Here is a 17,717-nt window from a genome sequence, read left to right as displayed (position 1 = left end):
AATTTCACCCATAGGGCGCACATGTAATTTGGTAACTTGAAGTTACTCATTCGAACGGAGGTGAGAAGGAGTTTCCTTAACAAAAAGAAGCTAGAATGCATTTTTGTGCAATTCTAGCTTCTTTTTAAATTTTTAGTAAAAGCTTACTTAGCGAGCTTATACATTTATCTAACTCTTCTAAATCTTCATCGGATAATGGTGAAATCCTTTCCAATAAGCGAGATTTAAGTTTCATTTCTTGTTCTCTTAGGAATTCACGAGCGGTTTCTGTTGGTTCAACTCTAATGACCCTTCTATCATTTGGGTCTTGGAATCTATTAATAAAACCTTCAGCTACTAGTTTATCTATAATTGGAGTCATATTAGGTTTTGATATAGATAAATCATTTCCTATTTGAGATATTGCTCTAGGACCGTTATGAAGCAAGTAAAATAAAGCTTTCACATGTGATGGTGGTAAATTACAACTCTTTATCATTTCATCGTGGTTAAAAACACGTTTATTTAGAGATAATAGTAACATATATAAATTATTAGAAATACTATTTAAATTATCGGTATCCATAGTTTGCCTCCTTAAAAGACCTTCTCTAATAATATTATAATATAATTTAAAAAAATATACAACAAAACTAGTTATAAAAATATAATAGTTATGAAAAAATAATTATATTTTAAGAAAAGTTATTGACACATAATAGTTATGAAAATATAATTATCATATGCAAAAATTAATTTTAAAAGGGAGTGAGACCTCATGAAGAAAATATTAAAGCATCTAAAGCCTTTTATAGGAGCTATATTTATATCTTTTGTATTGCTTTTTGTTCAAGCTATATGTGACTTATCTCTTCCAGACTATATGAGTAATATAGTTAATGTTGGTATTCAACAAGGCGGAGTAGAAAATGCAGTACCGGAAGTTATAAGAGCTTCAGAGTTTGATAAGTTATTGATTTTTATGAATGATGAAGAGAAAAGTCTAGTTAAGGATAGCTATACTTTATTAGATAAAAATACATTATCAACTGAAGAATATGACAATTACGTAAAAAAATATCCAGAGTTAGCAAATCAAAATCTTTATAAGTTAGATACAAAAAATAAAGAGGATATTAAAAGTTTAAATACCATTATGGGAAAACCTATAATGATGACTATGATACTTGAAAAACAAGCAGATGGATCTGAGGTTGAGGATAATTTATTAAGTGAGGATACTTCAAATCCAATGACTGAATTATTAAGCAAAATACCAGAGGGAACAGATATATTTCAAGTATTATCATCTATGCCAGAAGATCAATTAGATAGCATGCTGACTAAGATTGATGAGAAAATAGGAGCTACACCTGAGATGATGATAACTCAATCAGCTACTACTTATATCAAATCTGAATACAGTACTATTGGAATAAACACTGAAAAATTACAATCTAATTATATTCTAGTAGCTGGAGCTAAAATGATTGGAATAGCATTAATAAGTATGGCAGCTACAGTAGCAGTTGGATTTATAGCAGCTAGAATGGCGGCATCTTTAGGAAGGAACCTAAGAAAAGATGTATTTACAAGTGTTGTTGGGTTCTCAAATAATGAATTTGATCATTTCTCAACTGCATCACTTATTACAAGAAGTACTAATGATATTCAACAAATTCAAATGCTTGTAGTAATGCTTATAAGAACTGTATTTTATGCGCCTATTTTAGGAGCAGGTGGAATATTAAAAGTTCTAGGTACTAAAACAAATATGGGATGGATAATCGGAGTTGCAGTACTATCACTATTAACAATAGTTGCAGTTTTATTTGGATTAGCTATGCCTAAATTTAAGATTGTACAAAAGCTTGTTGATAAGGTTAACCTTGTAACAAGAGAATCTTTAACAGGTATGCTTGTTATAAGAGCATTCAGCACTCAAAAGTATGAAGAGAAAAAGTTTGATAAGGCTAATAAAGATCTTACAAAGACAAATCTTTTCGTAACTAGAGTTACATCAATAATGATGCCTTTAATGATGTTAATAATGAATTCTATTTCTTTATTAATAGTTTGGGTAGGAGCTCATAGAATAAATGATGGATTACTTCAAGTTGGAGATATGATGGCATTTATTCAATATACAATGCAAATTATAATGTCATTCTTAATGATTTCAATGGTATCTGTAATACTTCCAAGAGCAGCAGCTTCTGTACAACGTATAGCTGAAGTATTGTCTACAGATGTTTCTATAAAGGATATAGAAAATCCTAAGAGCTTCGATAAGAGTGAAAAGGGAATAATCGAATTTAGAAATGTAAGTTTTAGATATCCAGGTGCAGAGGAAGATGTACTTGATAATATAAACTTTATCGCTAAACCAGGAGAAACTACAGCATTTATAGGAAGTACTGGTAGTGGTAAGTCAACTCTTATAAATCTAATACCTCGTTTTTATGATGCAACAGAAGGTGAGATATTAGTAGATGGGGTTAATATTAAGGATGTTAGCCAACATGACTTAAGAGAAAAAATTGGATATGTACCTCAAAAGGGAATACTTTTCTCTGGAACTATAGAAAGTAACCTAAAATATGGAGATGAGAACCTATCAGAAGAGGGAATGATTAAAGCTGCAAAAGTTGCACAAGCTATGGAGTTTATTTCAAGTAAAGAAAGTGGATTTGATACTGAAATAGCTCAAGGTGGTACTAACGTTTCTGGTGGACAAAAGCAAAGATTATCTATTGCTCGTGCATTAGCTAAGAATCCGGAAATATTTATATTTGATGATAGCTTCTCTGCTTTAGACTTTAAAACTGATGCCACTTTAAGAAAGGCTCTTAAGGCTGAGACATCAGGAAGTACAATGCTTATCGTTGCACAAAGAATAAGTACTATAATGAATGCAGAACAGATAATTGTACTTGATGAAGGAAAAGTAGTTGGAAAAGGAACTCATAGCGAGCTTATGAAAAACTGTGAGGTTTATAAGCAAATAGCTTTATCACAACTTTCAAAGGAGGAGCTAGAAAATGAGTAATGGAAGAAGAGGCCCAATGGGTGGACATGGAATGCGCGGTGCTGGTGAAAAGGCAAAAGATTTTAAAGGTACAATGAAAAAGCTTGCAAGCTATCTTAAACCATACACTCTATCAATTATAATTGTATTTATATTTGCAATTGGTTCAGCTGCATTCTCTATAGTAGGACCTAAAATATTAGGTAATGTAACAACTGAAATTTTCTCAGGGTTAATGGATAAAGTTAAAGGTGTTGCTGATGGAGGTATTGACTTCTCATATATAGCAAATACATTACTTCTATTATTAGGGTTATACTTAATAAGTGCGTTATTCTCTTTTATTCAAACTTTTGTTATGACAGGTGTATCACAAAAAGTTTCTTATAATATGAGAAAAGATATATCTGAAAAAATAAATAGAATGCCGCTTAAGTACTTTGATACAAAGACTCATGGAGAAGTTTTATCAAGAGTTACTAATGATGTTGACACAGTTAGCCAAACTTTAAATCAAAGTTTATCTCAAATGTTAACAGCAATTACTACTCTTATAGGTGTATTAATAATGATGATTTCTATAAGTGGAGTGATGACAGTTGCTGCATTATTGATACTACCTCTATCAATGGGACTTATATTTGGAGTAGTTAAAAAGTCACAAAAATACTTTAAGGACCAACAAAAATTCTTAGGGAATGTTAATGGTCAGGTTGAAGAAGTTTACTCAGGCCATAATATTATGAAGGCTTTTAATGGTGAAGAACGTGCTATTAAAGAGTTTGATGAGTTAAATAATCAACTATATCATAGTGCATGGAAATCACAATTCCTATCAGGTATGATGATGCCTATAATGAGCTTTGTTGGTAATTTAGGATATGTGTTAGTTTCTATATTAGGTGGATGGTTAACTGTCAAAAATAGAATATCTGTTGGTGATATTCAAGCGTTTATTCAATATATAAGAACATTCAATCAACCAATAGCTCAAACAGCACAAATAGCAAATGTACTTCAATCTACAGCAGCTGCTGCTGAAAGAGTATTTGAATTCTTAGATGAGGAAGAGGAAACTAAAGATCCTGTATCTCCAGTTTCTACTGAAGATATAAATGGAGAAGTTGAGTTTAAGCATGTTCATTTTGGATATAACGAAGATAAGATTATAGTAAATGACTTTAATTCTAAGATTAAACCAGGTCAAAGAGTAGCTATAGTTGGACCAACAGGTGCAGGTAAAACTACAATGGTTAAGCTATTAATGAGATTCTATGATGTAAATGATGGTGCAATATTAATAGATGGGCATGATATTAGAGAGTTTAATCGTGGAGAATTAAGAAGTTTATTTGGTATGGTTCTTCAAGATACTTGGTTATTTAATGGATCAATAATGGAAAACATTCGTTATAGTAAGTTAGATGCTAGTGATGAAGAAGTTATAGAAGCAGCAAAAGCAGCCCACGTTCATAGATTTGTTAAGACTTTACCAGATGGATATAATATGATTCTTAATGAAGAAGCAAGTAACGTATCACAAGGTCAAAAACAATTATTAACTATTGCAAGAGCTATTTTAGCAGATCCAAAGATATTAATACTTGATGAAGCTACAAGCTCAGTTGATACTCGTACAGAAGTATTAATTCAAAAAGCTATGGATAACTTAATGCATGGAAGAACAAGCTTCATAATTGCTCACAGATTATCTACTATAAGAGATGCTGACTTAATCCTTGTTATGAAGGATGGAGACATTGTAGAACAAGGAAATCACGAAGAGTTATTAGCTAAGAAAGGATTCTACGCAAATCTATACAATAGCCAATTTGAAGAAGTTGAAGCGTAAGTGAGAAGGAGTTTCCTCTAAGCCTCCAAATCTTAGATTTGGCAAGGTGAACTTAACTGAAAGTCCAAATTTTAATTTGGTAGCTTGAAGTTACACAGAGTGAATCTTAATTTTGCAAGATAATTTTGAGTTTTAAATTAAGTAGTACATGATTATTTAAAATAGTCATGTGCTATTTTTTTTATTTAAAAATAAAATCCATTAAGAATTAAATTTAAAATTTAATAATAAGAATATACTAAGCTGTTAATAAATTAATATGTTAACTTGAGGGAGCTGTTAGTATGTATACATTTATTAAATTTATTTTATACTTTTCAATATATAGTTTTTTAGGATGGGTATGTGAAACTATATATTGTTCTATACTTGAGAGGAAATTTATTAATAGAGGATTTTTAAATGGACCGGTATGTCCGGTGTATGGTTTTGGGGCATTATTAGTTATAGCTTTATTAGATAAATATAGAGGAGATATTTTTGCTATATTTTTATTAGGAATGATTGTTACATCTGTTGTTGAATACATAACTGCAGTGATATTAGAAACATCCTTTCAAACAAAATTGTGGGATTATTCTAAACATAAATTTAATATTCATGGTAGAGTATGCCTTTTAAATTCAACGCTTTTTGGTTTGTTATCTGTATTACTTATACAAGTAATAAATGTTAGAATTACTACCTTAGTTAATAGTGTTCCTAAGATAATAAACATAGTTCTAGCATGTATAATAATAGCTATGTTTTTATCTGACTTTATTACTACATTGATAGCTATGATTAAATTAAATGACAAGTTAAATAATTTAGTAGATGTATTAATTGAGTTAAAATCCATGAATATTAAATTAAAGAATTTAGACGATAAGGAATTTGAAAATCTTATAATTGGATTTAAGGATGAGGAAGAATCTGAATATGTAATAGAGAACTTAACTAAGATTTATGAAAGATATAAAAAATTGAATGTAAGATCTATGTTACAAAGAAGAATACTTAAAGCCTTTCCTAATATAGAGCATACAAAGTATAAAGAACAGTTTAAAAATCTTAAAGAAATTATAAATAATAAGATAAAAAATCAAAATAAGTAAGTTGTTAAAAAGGATATTTCAAGGTGAAATATCCTTTTTATTAGTTTAACAATAAAATAATATTTTCAGCTGAAGTGTGAAATTATTTTCAAAAAATATAGGGTTAATAGATTTTAATTTGATAAAAAAGAAAAAATAATATAAATTTTATGGAAAAGTATATCGAAAAATGAAAGTATTTTCAAAATATAATTAATTTAAGAAAGTTAAGCCTAAAAGTTCATAAAAGGTTTACATAGGTAATAATGGATGGCATACTTGTAAATGTAATTGGGAGGTGCTTATACATGAATAAAAAAATTGTAGCAGTAACAGCATGTGCAGCAGGTATTGCACATACATATATGGCAGCTGAGAGTTTAACTAAAGCTGGTAAGAAAAAAGGATATGATGTAAAGGTAGAAACACAAGGTTCTATTGGAGCAGAAAATATTTTAACAGAAAAAGATATAAAAGATGCCGATGTAGTAATTATTGCAGCTGACATTAATGTAGATTTAATGAGATTTTCAGGGAAAAGGGTTCTAGTGGTTAAGTCTATAGATGCAATAAAAGCTCCAGAAAAACTTATACAAAGAGCTTATGATGAAGCAACAGTTTTCGGAGCTAAGGGAACAAAAGTTGGTAAAGTAACTTTAGGTAAGACAGAAAATAAATTTGTTACTCATATAATGAGTGGTATATCTTACATGACTCCTATGGTTATAGCAGCAGGTATACTACTAGCAATTGCGAATATATTTGCGTTCCAGGAGAATGAACTTGGTCAAATAGTAAACTGGGGATTTGATACTTCTACTCAATTAGGATTCTTTATGTCTAAGCTTTTTGAGGTTGGACAAATTGGATTCAAATTAATGATTCCACTATTTGCAGGATTTGTTGCTAATTCTATAGCGGATAAACCTGCAATTGCACCAGCTATGATAGGAGCATATCTTGTAAATGATGCGGCCTATTTAGGAACTGAAACTGGAGGAGGCTTTTTAGGAGCAATACTAGTTGCATTTATAGTTGGGTATTTAGTAAAGGGATTAAAGAAAATAAAATGGCCAAAGATAGTACAACCACTATTAGCTATAATGATAATTCCTGTTATTTCAACGTTTATAATAATGGTTATTGTAACTTACATGATTGGTGGGCCAATAGCTGGTTTAATGGATAGTCTTTATAATGGATTAACTTATTTAAATGAAACTTATTCAAGTGCTCCATTTATAGTAGGTGCAATTATTGGAGCGATGATCGGATTTGACTTTGGTGGACCAGTTAATAAAACAGCACTTATTTTTGGTACTGCAGTATTTACAGATACTGTTGCTAAGTTTGGTATAGAAAATGCAAACTTTGTGCCAGGTACAGCAGCACAAGCAGCTATATCAGTTGCACCATTAGGTATTTGGCTTGCATCAGTATTATTTAAGAATAAATTTACAAAAGACGAAAGAGTATCAGCAAGTTCAGCTTTTGGTATGGGTATGGTAGGAGTAACAGAAGGAGCTATTCCTTTCGCAGCATCTAATCCTGTTCAGATGATTACAGCATCAGTTGCAGGATCAGCTTTAGCAGGTGGATTAGTTTCTATAACTGGATGTAAATTCTATGGTGGTATAGGTTCTCCATTAGGAACTATTATAGGTTATATTGAACAACCTATTCCATTCTTAACTTGGATATTATGTACATTTGCAGGAATAGTAGTGACAGCTTTAATTATAGGCTTCTGGAGAAAGCCTGTAGCTCAAAATGAGGATTTAACTGAAGAAGATGAAGAGGTTACGACTATAAGCGAAGTTGCAGCAACAGTAGTAAGAGAAGAAAGAGAATTATTTACAGAGAATCATATATATGTTGATGAAAACTCAAAGACTCAAGATGAAGCATTTAAGTTTATTGCAAGTATTGCTAAAAAGCACGGCTTTGTAAAGGATGAAATTGCTTACTATAATGGATTAAAAGAAAGAGAAAAAGAAGCTACTACAGGCTTTAATGATGGGATAGCTATTCCTCATAGTAAAAATGAAACTGTTATAAGTCCAGGAGTATTTTTAGTAAAATTTAAAAATCCAATTGAATGGGATTCTTTAGATGGAAGCAAAATTACAACAGCTTTTGCTTTAACAATACCAGAAGATGGAGCTGAAAATCATTTAAGAATATTAAGTTCTATTGCAACTAAATTAGTTGATGATAATTTTAGAAATACAATAGTTAAAGAAACTGACAAGAAAGAGCTATATAACTTAGTTTCAAAGATAGACTTTTAATTTGTAAACTTTAAATAAAAAGACCACTGGAGATAATTATATACTCCAGTGGAATTTTCAATAATGAAGGAGGTATTTAAATTGAAAAGAATACATGTTTATTCCCATACTCACTGGGACTGTGAGTGGTACTTCACTTCAAATGAATCCATCATACAGCTTATATATCATATGGATGAAGTAATAGATGCACTAGAAAATGAAGTAATAGAGAATTATTTATTAGATGGGCAGTTAAGTATATTGGAGGATTATTTAAGGTTTGCTCCAAGTAATTTTGATAGGGTAAGTAAATTAGTTCAAGCTGGTAAATTAATAATAGGACCTTGGTATACTCAAACAGATGAATTAGTTATAGATGGAGAATCTATAGTTAGAAATTTATTATACGGTATAAAAAGTGCAAATAAGCTTGGTGGACATATGAAGGTTGGTTATTTACCAGATTCTTTTGGCCAAACGAAGGATTTACCAAAGATATTGAATGGATTTGATATAAAAAGAAGTATCTTTTGGAGAGGTGTTGCAAAGGATATATGCAAGAATAGAGAATTTAAATGGAATAGTGAAGATGGAAGTTCTCTTTTAGTATATAACATAAAGAATGGTTACTTCTATGGAGGTAATTTAATTTATAATGATGATATTGATGCTGTTGAAGAAACTATTTTAGATGGTTCAGCAACAGAAAATATATTATTACCTGTAGGTGGAGATCAAAGATATGTTGATTTTAACTTAAAAGAAAGAATTAAGTATTATCAAGATAGAACTAAAAATAAATTTGAGTATGTTGAAAGTACTTGTGAAAAGTTCTTTGAAGAATTAGAAAAGGAAGAAGATTTGCTAGAAGTTGAAGGTGAATTTATAAGTCCATCTAATTCAAAAATACATAGGTCAATTTATTCATCAAGATATGATTTAAAGTATTTAAATGATAAAATTGAAAGAAAATTAATTCATCAGTTAGAACCACTTATGGTAATTGCTCAAAATATGGGATTAGATCCTAAGACTGAAATGCTTGAGGAGATTTGGAAAAAGCTACTTATGAATCATGCTCATGATAGTGCTTGTGGATGTAATAGTGATAAAACTAATAGAAGTATATTATCAAGACTTATTGAAGCTGATCAATTAGCTTATTCAGCTTATGATTATATTGTAAGAAAGATAAGTGAGTCTTTAGAAAATAAAGAAGAGAATAATTTGATTTTATTTAATACTTTATCAGTAAGTAGAAATGAAAATGTTAAGGTAGTTTTAACTACTAAAACTAAAAGCTTTGAGATAAGAGATGAGAATGGCAACTTAATTAATTACCAAGTATTAGGTAAAGTAAGAGAATATGCAGGTAGTATTAAGAAGGATGAAAGTCTTTATGATGAAAACTTATATTACTATGTATGGGATATTATTATTCAGTGTAATTTATCACCTTTAAGTATAGAAGTATTGAAGGTTAATGAAATAGATGAGGATATGCTAGAAGATAAGATTAACACATATGAGATTGAAGATAACTTCTATAAAGTTTCTTTTGTAAATGGAAAGATAAATATAACTGATAAATTTAGAAATAAAACTTTAGAGAATTGTTTATATATTGAAGAGTCCGGAGATGATGGGGATACGTATGATTATTCTCCTCCAGAAAAGGATATAAGATATAATTTAACCTTTGAGGAAGCAGTATGTGAATCTACAGTAGGCGAACTTTATAAAGAGTTAAGGTTAAGTGGGATATTCACAGTACCGAGCAATTTAGAGGATAGAGAAAATGGTGTTATAAATACAGAAATACCATATGAGCTGAAGATATCGCTATGTGATAAAGCTGTTGTTGAATGTCATTTGGAGATAGATAACAAAGCTTATGATCATAGGATGAGAGTTGTATTTAAAAGTGATGTAATAAGTGAAGAGAGCTTAACAGATACACCTTTTGGAACGATTAGAAGAGATAATATACCAGCACATATAGATGACTGGAGAGAACTTGGCTGGAGAGAAGAACCATCACCAATCTATCCAATGCTTCATTTTGTTGGTATTGAAGATGAGAAATCATCAGCAGTTATGTTAGCTAAGGGAATAAAAGAATATGAAGTACTAGATAATTCTAAGATTGCACTTACTTTATTTAGAGGAGTTGGGTTCTTAGGAAAACCAGATCTGATAAGAAGGCCAGGAGTTGCATCAGGAAATGAATTTAGATATATAGAAACTCCAGATAGTCAGTTAATTCAAAAAATGAAATTTAAGTTTGCTATAGTTTTAGATAATAATATCAATATTGCAAAGATTAACAAACTATGGAAGAGTTATTCTGTATCAGTTCCAAACTATCAAGTTCAAGAAATAAATAGATTTACAAATACATTAAAATATTTTGTTATGCATCCTTTAAAGGAAAAGCTAAATAAAGTTGAAGGCATTGTAGATAGCGATAATTTAAAGGATATAGTTGTTACATCAATAATGCCAATAGATAAAAAGTCTTACTCTATTAGGTTGTTAAACTGCAATGATTCTATAGAAAGTGCTGGAGAAATAACAGTGAATAATGGATCAAGCTATCAGTGGATAAATATGAATAATAGAGAACTTTCAGAGAAGGTAGCTATTGATGGAGCTATTGATATTGGTAGATTTAACAAGGGTGAAGTAAAAACATTAAAGATTAATATATAGTTGCAAAATAAGGTGAAACATATTAAAGTTAAACTGTAAACTAGATAATATGGAGGGGATATATGGAGAAGGAGATTATTTTAAGAATAAATCATGCGAAGATGAATTTTACATATGTAGAGGAACAAATTGCTGATTATTTCCTGAAAAATAACCCATCACTACCCATAAGTGAACTAGCTACGACTTTATGTGTTTCACCTGCTTCTATTACACGATTTTGTAAAAAGATAGGTTTAAGTAATTATAAAGAATTAGTTTATTTATATAGTGAACATTTGAAAGATAACAGTAACCTAAATGTAAATAATATATCAGCAGATTTACAAAATTCATATTTTAAAATATTTAGTCATATAGATGGTTGTTTCGATAGAGAAAAGGTAGAAAAGATATGTAAATATATCCATGAATATAGATTTATGCATATATTTGCTCAAGGATTAAGTGCAACAGCAGCTCAAGATTTTAAGTTTAGATTTTCAAGAACTGGAAAGTTGATAGAGGTCATACATGATAAAGTTGCTATTGAGGTGGCATGCCAAGTCTTACAGAAAGGCGACTTAGCATTTATCTTTACATTAAGGGGAAATAAGCATTTAGAAAAGTGTGCTGAGATACTTAGAAATAAGGGCGTAACATTAATTGTTATTACAGGGAATCCTAACTCTACTTTAACTCAAAATGCTGATGTTGTGCTAATTACTGCAAATCTTTCAGGGGAAGAATCAACAGGAATGATATCAGCTCAAATTCCTATATTAATACAAATAGATTTGATACACTATTTTTATGTGAGGAAATATAGTGAGGTACTTGAACAGTGGGTATCTACAGAAAAGGTTTTCAATAATGATTAAAATACTTTCAGATAATAAATATTTAAGGAGAATTTAAAGATGTATGCTTGTTTAGATATTGGTGGAACTTCAATAAAAGTTGCTGTGGGAGATAAATTTGGTCATTTACTAGATCATGATACTTTATATGTATCACATCAATTAAATGAATTTATTGATGCAATAGTAGAATGGATTGAAAAAGTTAAAAAAGAATATGATATTGAAGGTATAGCTATAAGTGCTCCAGGGGCAGTTGATAGCAAAAGTGGAATAGTTGGAGGAGATAGCGCAGTACCATGTATTCATGGACCTAACTGGAAGGAAGTACTATTTGATAGAACAGGCCTTAAAGTTAGCATTGAAAATGATGCTAATTGCGCAGCTTTAGCTGAAGTATTTTCAGGAACAGCAAAAGATGTTGATGATATGATGTTTGTTGTATGTGGGACAGGCATCGGTGGAGCTATTGTTAAGGATGGCAAAATTCATAAAGGTAAAAATTTATTTGGTGGGGAGTTTGGATATATGTTAATGACTGATGATAATGGTAGACCTGTTAACTTCAGTGAATATGCGTCAACTATGTCTTTTGTAAGAAAAGTTAGAAAACATTATAATGATGATTCTTGGGATGGGAAAAAGGTATTTGAAGCTGCTGAAAATGGAGATGAATTCTGTATGCAGGCAATCGATACTTTTTATTTAAATCTAGCAAGAGGTATATTTAATCTTCAACATATTTACGACCCAGAGATGATATTATTAGGTGGATCTATAAGTGATAGAGAGGACTTTATCGATAAATTAAGAGATAAGTTAGAGTATATAATAAATAAAATTGATATTAAATGTATAACACCTAATATTTCTACTTGCACACATAAAAAAGATGCGAATTTAGTAGGAGCATTAGCTAATTATATAAGTGAATATTGTGATAAATAAGGATTTTTTAGTAGAACGTAAATATTACAAACACTTATAAAAAGCAAACATAAAAATATTATAGTTAGTACATAATTAAATTAGAATACCACCAGCTAAGCTGGTGGTATTTATTTTATAATAATATTTATATCTTAATTATTGCTAAAAAGCTCATAATGAATCCTATCTGATGGAACTCCTAACTCTAATAAAGAATTTTCAAGGGCCTTCATAAATGGAGGTGGTCCGCAGAAATAGAAATCAGAATTTAAATCTACATTATCTTTTAGATATTCTTTACTAACGTATCCAGTATAATCATAGTCAATACCTAATTTATCATTTTCTAGAGGGTTAGAGTAAAAGATTGTATTTTTAATACCTCTAGATTTTGCTATAGCATCTATATCTTCTTTGAAAGGATGAATGCTTGAATTTTGAACTGCTTGAATAAATTGAATGTTATTTCTAGTAGCAGATTCTTCATATAGCATTGATAATAAAGGTGTAATACCTATACCAGCAGATATTAAAACAAGAGGAATATTTTTTGAACCATTATTTATAGTAAATAATCCAGTTGGTATCATAGCCTCTATAGAATCACCAATGTTAAGATTTTCGTGTAAGTAAGTACTTATTAAACCACCATCAATTTTTTTAACACTAATTCTATATAGTTCATCATTAGGAAACATTGATAAGCTATAAGTTCTAATAACATCTTTGTATTTAGGATTATCAGTTTTTATTTTAAAAGGTAAAAATTGACCAGCAGTGTGCTTTGCAAGTTTACCTCCGTCTTTTGATTTAAAATAGAAAGAAATTATTCCAGGGCATACTTCTGATTTATCTACTAGAACAAGTTCTCTAAAGCCATTCCAAGTACCATTAATCATATTAATATAACCTCCTATAAATTTTATTATTAACTAATAATAATTATCTATAAATAGCGAGAAAAAGTCAAGATGTTTTGAATATTATTCCAATAATAAAGATTTTAGGTATCTAGTATTAGTACATTTATATTAATAATATCTGCATGTAAGAATAAAAAGATAACATAAAAGTACTTATTTAAGGGACTATAAGGCCTTAATTTTAATAGAAACTAAGACTATACTAATAACAAAGATAAAAGATTAAAAAGAAGGAATGATAATTTATGAACAACTTAAATTTAAGAGATGCCTCAGAATGTGATGCCCCCATTATAGCCGAGCTAGTTTATGTCACGGAAGATGATCCGGAGCATGAATGGGGTGAAGGCAGTAAAGAGGAAATTCTAGACAGGATTAGTTATTTAGTTAAGGTAGAAGGTTCTAGATATTATTATAAAAATATAAAGGTAGCTGAGTTAGATGGTAAACCTTGTGGAGCTATAATATTATTAAAGAGTGATGATATACCGATGCTAGATATTACTACAAGTATAAAATTATTTATGTCTATAAAGGGAGTAATGAGAAAAATCAAGTTTATTAGAGATATTATTTTAGCTTCCAGGTTAGACGAGTGTGAAGATCATGAAATATATGTAGCTAATCTTGCAACTAGTGAGGAGGTAAGAGGAAAAGGTATCGGAAAATCCCTTATGATTTTAGCGGAGAAAATGGCTAAAGAGCAAGGGTATAAAAGGTGTTCATTATTGGCAAAAGATAAAAGCCTTATAAACTTTTATTCTAAATTAGACTATAAATTAGAAAAAGAAGAAAGATATTTTTCACATAACCTATATCGAATGGTTAAGATGGTTTAATATAGAGCTCTGTTATTATGCGATGCTAATAACAGAGCATTTTATTTTTTAGAAGTAATGCGTTTTTACAAATAAATTGGGAAAATATCTACAATCAATGTTTACCAATTGTATACCTTGTATTATAATTAGTAATACAAAGTATATAAAGAAAAGGTGAGATTTTTGATTTTAAAATTAGATATGACAAGTAATATTCCAATATATGTACAGCTTAGAAATAGGATTGTTATGGGGATTGGAAGAGGAGAGTTAAAGAGAGGACAAGGACTTCCAACGGTAAGACAGATGGCTGATGATATTGGTGTAAATATGATGACTGTAAATAAAGCTTATAACATTTTAAAAACAGAAGGTTATATTGAAATTGATAGAAGGCATGGAGCAAAGGTTAATCCAGCTTTAGACACTAGTAAAGAGTTTAGAGAAAAAGTAGAACAGGAGCTAGAGCTTATAATTGCTGAATCTGCTCTTAAGGGAATTGATTATAAAGAGTTTATGAAAATGTGTGAGGATATTTTTAATAATATGAATGGTTTAAATACAGTGGGAAATGAGGCGTAGGGTATGACATTAGATTTAATATTAGGATCTGCTATTTTAATAGCATTAATAGCATTTTATTTTGACAATAATACAGCGACTAAGGTTAAAAATGGAGTTGTACTTGGAGTTACATTGCCTTACTCAGAGATTAAAAATAATGAGGTATTGAGGATTGTAGATGAATACAAAAAAGGTAATAAAAGATTTTTTTTGATAGGTATTATAATATTTTTTCCTATAAGTATTATTAATTACCCATCATTGAAAATGATATATTTATTTGTATGGATATTCTTTATGGAAATATTAAGCTATAAGCTATTTGGAAAATATAATAAAAGATTAAAAACTCTTAAAAGAGAGAATGAATGGTTTATTTCTCAAGCTAGACTTTTAACTATAGATACGGAGGTTACAAGGCTTAAAGATAAGATGCCAGTATCACCTTTATGGTTTATTCCGAGTTTGATAATATCAATTATTCCAATAATTATGGTTATTATAAATAAGGATTTTAGTTTTGGGCTTTTAATATCAGCCTCTACAGGACTTGTTGGAACCATAACATTTATGATACTTTACAGATTGTATTGTAAGAAGCCTACAGAAATTTATAGTGAAGATTCAAAGGTCAATATAGCTTATAACTTGATTTATAAAAGAATGTGGACGATGGGAACTGTTGTTGCAGCTACAGTTCAAAGTATAGGAATGATATTTGTATTTTTACCAATGACTTTAAATAGTAATAGTGTAGTTTTACTTATATTATCAGCAGTAATACCTATGACTGTGATACTAGTAGGTATTTATTACATAAATAATAAAGTAACAGAGGAACAAAATAGACTAATAAGTACAAGTAGCAATCCTATTTATGTAGATAATGATGAATATTGGTTTAGAGATATATATAATAATCCTAATGATACAAGATATATTGTAGAGCCTAGAGTTGGATACAAAATGACTTATAACTTAGGAAATAAGAAAGGTCGAAGAATATTTTATGGATCCTATATATTTGCAGCTATACTCATAATAGGAGTATCTATAATGACATTAAGATTAGATTTTAAAAAAATGAGTATAGAAGTTTTAAATCAGATAGTGAAAATTGAAGCACCGAGCTATAGCTTTGATTTCAATGTAGATGAAATAGAAGAAATTAAAATTATTGATTCTATTAAAGTAAATTTAAGAACTAATGGAGCAGCTACAGATAAATACGCTATAGGATATTTTAATGTTGAAGGTTATGGTAATTGTAGATTGTATATATACGATAAGAATAATAAATTTATTAGAGTAAAGCTTAAAGATGGTGAATATATATTTATTAGTGGGACAAGCAAAGAAGAAACAAATAAATACTATAAATTGCTAACAGAAAATTCTAAATAATAAATGAAAAATCAACTAAATAGGGGGGATGGGAATGGAGTACATGGGCTTAATAATCAGTTTTATTGTGAATATACTTATAGCTATTGGAGTCCCAATAGGTATATTAATATATTTTTCAATAAAGAAAAGGGAACTAGTAAAACCATTTTTGATTGGAGCTTTAGTGTTTTTAGTTTCGCAGGTATTGTTAAGAATACCTTTGTTAAATGGAGTTCTATCAAAAATGGATTGGTTTTATAATATGATGGTATTAAATCCGTTATTGTATGCTGTATTTTTAGGATTAACAGCAGGGATATTTGAAGAAGTAGGAAGGTTCGTTGGTTTTGAAGTAGGTCTTAAGAAAAATAGATCATGGTATGATGGATTAGCTTTTGGGTTAGGCCATGGAGGAATAGAAGCAATTATTTTTGCAGGTATATCAAGTATTCAAAATTTATATGTATTATTTACACTGAATAATGGTACATTCAATGAAGCATTAGTAGGAGCTAGTGAAGAGACTGTAAGATGGACTTTTTCTTCAACTAGTAGTATGATGGTATTATATGGTGGAATAGAAAGAATATCTGCAGTTATAATGCATATTGGCTTTACAATGCTTGTGTTATACGGAGTAAATAAAGGGAAAAAAACTTTATATTTACTTTGGGCTATATTAGCGCATGGAGTAGTAGATACAACAGTGGTGGTAGCACAACAGGCAGGAGCAAGTATACATGTAGTTGAGTTAATATGTGCTGTATTTGCAGTAATACTATTAGTCAGCATAATTAGATTTAAAGGGAGTTTTGAGAATTTTAAAGAGGTGAAGGAAAATGAAAAAGTTTATTAAAAGTTTAGTGATTATGTTATGCTTATTTATGCTTACTGGGTGTAGCGCTGGAAAGTTAAGTGATGCTTATAATGAAGATGAGGTAAAAGCAGCGGCAGAAGATGTTATTGATAAACTAAATGATAAAAATTATGAAGGTATTTTAGAGAATAGTAGTGAGGAATTAAAAAACTCCTTACCTGATAACAAGCTACAAGAAACTTGGGAAAGCTTTAGTAAAGATATAGGTGCGTTTGATTCTATATCAAAAGAAACTCTTGCAGAAAAAAATGGCTATGCAGTAGATATTGTTAATGCAAAATATGAAAATAAGAAAGTTACTTTTACGTTATCATTTAATAAGGAAATGAAGTTGTCTGGAATATATATGAAGTAAAGAGTAAAGAATTGCTTTGGAGAATTAACCTATTTTATAATATAGGTTAATTTTTTTTATTGAAGTATAGTAATGTGATTAATGGTTTGAAGTAGTGAAATT

Annotated in this window: 14 protein-coding genes; 12 read left to right on the top strand and 2 right to left on the bottom strand. The window is 29.6% G+C overall.

The window, feature by feature from the left end:
* Nucleotides 1-124: 124 nt before the first annotated feature.
* Nucleotides 125-565, bottom strand: a complete 441-nt coding sequence (locus H8S20_RS09005) for a MarR family winged helix-turn-helix transcriptional regulator (RefSeq protein ID WP_032117587.1) — start codon at nt 563-565, stop codon at nt 125-127.
* 192 nt (nt 566-757) lie between these two features.
* On the opposite strand from H8S20_RS09005, the gene H8S20_RS09000 reads away from it, so the two are divergent.
* The 7 genes from H8S20_RS09000 to H8S20_RS08970 all read left to right on the top strand — a co-directional run bounded on the left by H8S20_RS09000 (nt 758) and on the right by H8S20_RS08970 (nt 12,707).
* Nucleotides 758-3,028, top strand: coding sequence for an ABC transporter ATP-binding protein (locus H8S20_RS09000; protein WP_186859908.1), 2,271 nt, complete (start codon nt 758-760; stop codon nt 3,026-3,028).
* Nucleotides 3,021-4,859: an ABC transporter ATP-binding protein gene (locus tag H8S20_RS08995; protein WP_032117589.1), complete on the top strand. Its 1,839-nt coding sequence runs from the start codon at nt 3,021-3,023 to the stop codon at nt 4,857-4,859. Before H8S20_RS09000 ends, H8S20_RS08995 begins: the two co-directional genes overlap by 8 nt.
* Before the next feature lie 284 nt (nt 4,860-5,143).
* Nucleotides 5,144-5,956: a putative ABC transporter permease gene (locus H8S20_RS08990; RefSeq protein WP_186859907.1), complete on the top strand. Its 813-nt coding sequence runs from the start codon at nt 5,144-5,146 to the stop codon at nt 5,954-5,956.
* 287 nt (nt 5,957-6,243) lie between these two features.
* Nucleotides 6,244-8,226: a fructose-specific PTS transporter subunit EIIC gene (locus H8S20_RS08985; RefSeq protein WP_186859906.1), complete on the top strand. Its 1,983-nt coding sequence runs from the start codon at nt 6,244-6,246 to the stop codon at nt 8,224-8,226.
* 81 nt (nt 8,227-8,307) lie between these two features.
* On the top strand, nt 8,308-10,920 hold the full coding sequence (locus tag H8S20_RS08980; protein WP_186859905.1) for a glycoside hydrolase family 38 N-terminal domain-containing protein: 2,613 nt from the start codon (nt 8,308-8,310) through the stop codon (nt 10,918-10,920).
* Nucleotides 10,921-10,982: 62 nt separating this feature from the next.
* A complete protein-coding gene (locus H8S20_RS08975) occupies nt 10,983-11,780 on the top strand; it encodes a MurR/RpiR family transcriptional regulator (protein ID WP_032117593.1) in 798 nt (265 codons plus the stop codon).
* A 39-nt stretch (nt 11,781-11,819) separates the two neighbouring features.
* A complete protein-coding gene (locus tag H8S20_RS08970) occupies nt 11,820-12,707 on the top strand; it encodes an ROK family protein (protein WP_032117594.1) in 888 nt (295 codons plus the stop codon).
* A gap of 134 nt (nt 12,708-12,841) precedes the next feature.
* Here H8S20_RS08970 and H8S20_RS08965 read toward each other — a convergent pair whose 3' ends face one another.
* Nucleotides 12,842-13,588, bottom strand: coding sequence for an FAD-binding oxidoreductase (locus tag H8S20_RS08965; RefSeq protein WP_032117595.1), 747 nt, complete (start codon nt 13,586-13,588; stop codon nt 12,842-12,844).
* 269 nt (nt 13,589-13,857) lie between these two features.
* On the opposite strand from H8S20_RS08965, the gene H8S20_RS08960 reads away from it, so the two are divergent.
* The 5 genes from H8S20_RS08960 to H8S20_RS08940 all read left to right on the top strand — a co-directional run bounded on the left by H8S20_RS08960 (nt 13,858) and on the right by H8S20_RS08940 (nt 17,615).
* Nucleotides 13,858-14,451, top strand: coding sequence for a GNAT family N-acetyltransferase (locus H8S20_RS08960; RefSeq protein ID WP_186859904.1), 594 nt, complete (start codon nt 13,858-13,860; stop codon nt 14,449-14,451).
* Nucleotides 14,452-14,634: 183 nt separating this feature from the next.
* The gene (locus H8S20_RS08955) at nt 14,635-15,015 is read left to right on the top strand and encodes a GntR family transcriptional regulator (protein WP_436231593.1); all 381 of its coding nucleotides are present in this window, start codon (nt 14,635-14,637) and stop codon (nt 15,013-15,015) included.
* 3 nt (nt 15,016-15,018) lie between these two features.
* Nucleotides 15,019-16,401 carry a PH domain-containing protein gene (locus tag H8S20_RS08950; protein WP_186859903.1) on the top strand — a complete coding sequence of 461 codons (1,383 nt, stop codon included), beginning with the start codon at nt 15,019-15,021 and terminating at the stop codon, nt 16,399-16,401.
* 34 nt (nt 16,402-16,435) lie between these two features.
* Nucleotides 16,436-17,239 carry a YhfC family intramembrane metalloprotease gene (locus tag H8S20_RS08945; protein WP_186859902.1) on the top strand — a complete coding sequence of 268 codons (804 nt, stop codon included), beginning with the start codon at nt 16,436-16,438 and terminating at the stop codon, nt 17,237-17,239.
* Entirely contained in the window at nt 17,223-17,615 is a 393-nt protein-coding gene (locus H8S20_RS08940; protein ID WP_032117599.1) for a DUF3887 domain-containing protein, read from the top strand. The genes H8S20_RS08945 and H8S20_RS08940 overlap by 17 nt, the downstream gene beginning before the upstream one ends.
* Nucleotides 17,616-17,717 lie beyond the last annotated feature (102 nt).

This window comes from Clostridium hominis, from assembly GCF_014287825.1.
In the GTDB taxonomy this organism is placed as follows: Bacteria; Bacillota; Clostridia; order Clostridiales; family Clostridiaceae; genus Clostridium; species Clostridium hominis.
The sequence above is the reverse complement of the archived record's forward strand: the minus strand, read 5'-3'. Positions and strand labels throughout refer to the sequence as shown.

What these genes read in the sequence shown, in the direction of transcription:
- H8S20_RS09005 (WP_032117587.1), bottom strand. Translation starts at nt 565, where the DNA reads ATGGATACCGATAATTTAAATAGTATTTCTAATAATTTATATATGTTA.
- H8S20_RS09000 (WP_186859908.1), top strand. Translation starts at nt 758, where the DNA reads ATGAAGAAAATATTAAAGCATCTAAAGCCTTTTATAGGAGCTATATTT.
- H8S20_RS08995 (WP_032117589.1), top strand. Translation starts at nt 3,021, where the DNA reads ATGAGTAATGGAAGAAGAGGCCCAATGGGTGGACATGGAATGCGCGGT.
- H8S20_RS08990 (WP_186859907.1), top strand. Translation starts at nt 5,144, where the DNA reads ATGTATACATTTATTAAATTTATTTTATACTTTTCAATATATAGTTTT.
- H8S20_RS08985 (WP_186859906.1), top strand. Translation starts at nt 6,244, where the DNA reads ATGAATAAAAAAATTGTAGCAGTAACAGCATGTGCAGCAGGTATTGCA.
- H8S20_RS08975 (WP_032117593.1), top strand. Translation starts at nt 10,983, where the DNA reads ATGGAGAAGGAGATTATTTTAAGAATAAATCATGCGAAGATGAATTTT.
- H8S20_RS08970 (WP_032117594.1), top strand. Translation starts at nt 11,820, where the DNA reads ATGTATGCTTGTTTAGATATTGGTGGAACTTCAATAAAAGTTGCTGTG.
- H8S20_RS08965 (WP_032117595.1), bottom strand. Translation starts at nt 13,588, where the DNA reads ATGATTAATGGTACTTGGAATGGCTTTAGAGAACTTGTTCTAGTAGAT.
- H8S20_RS08960 (WP_186859904.1), top strand. Translation starts at nt 13,858, where the DNA reads ATGAACAACTTAAATTTAAGAGATGCCTCAGAATGTGATGCCCCCATT.
- H8S20_RS08955 (WP_436231593.1), top strand. Translation starts at nt 14,635, where the DNA reads ATGACAAGTAATATTCCAATATATGTACAGCTTAGAAATAGGATTGTT.
- H8S20_RS08950 (WP_186859903.1), top strand. Translation starts at nt 15,019, where the DNA reads ATGACATTAGATTTAATATTAGGATCTGCTATTTTAATAGCATTAATA.
- H8S20_RS08945 (WP_186859902.1), top strand. Translation starts at nt 16,436, where the DNA reads ATGGAGTACATGGGCTTAATAATCAGTTTTATTGTGAATATACTTATA.
- H8S20_RS08940 (WP_032117599.1), top strand. Translation starts at nt 17,223, where the DNA reads ATGAAAAAGTTTATTAAAAGTTTAGTGATTATGTTATGCTTATTTATG.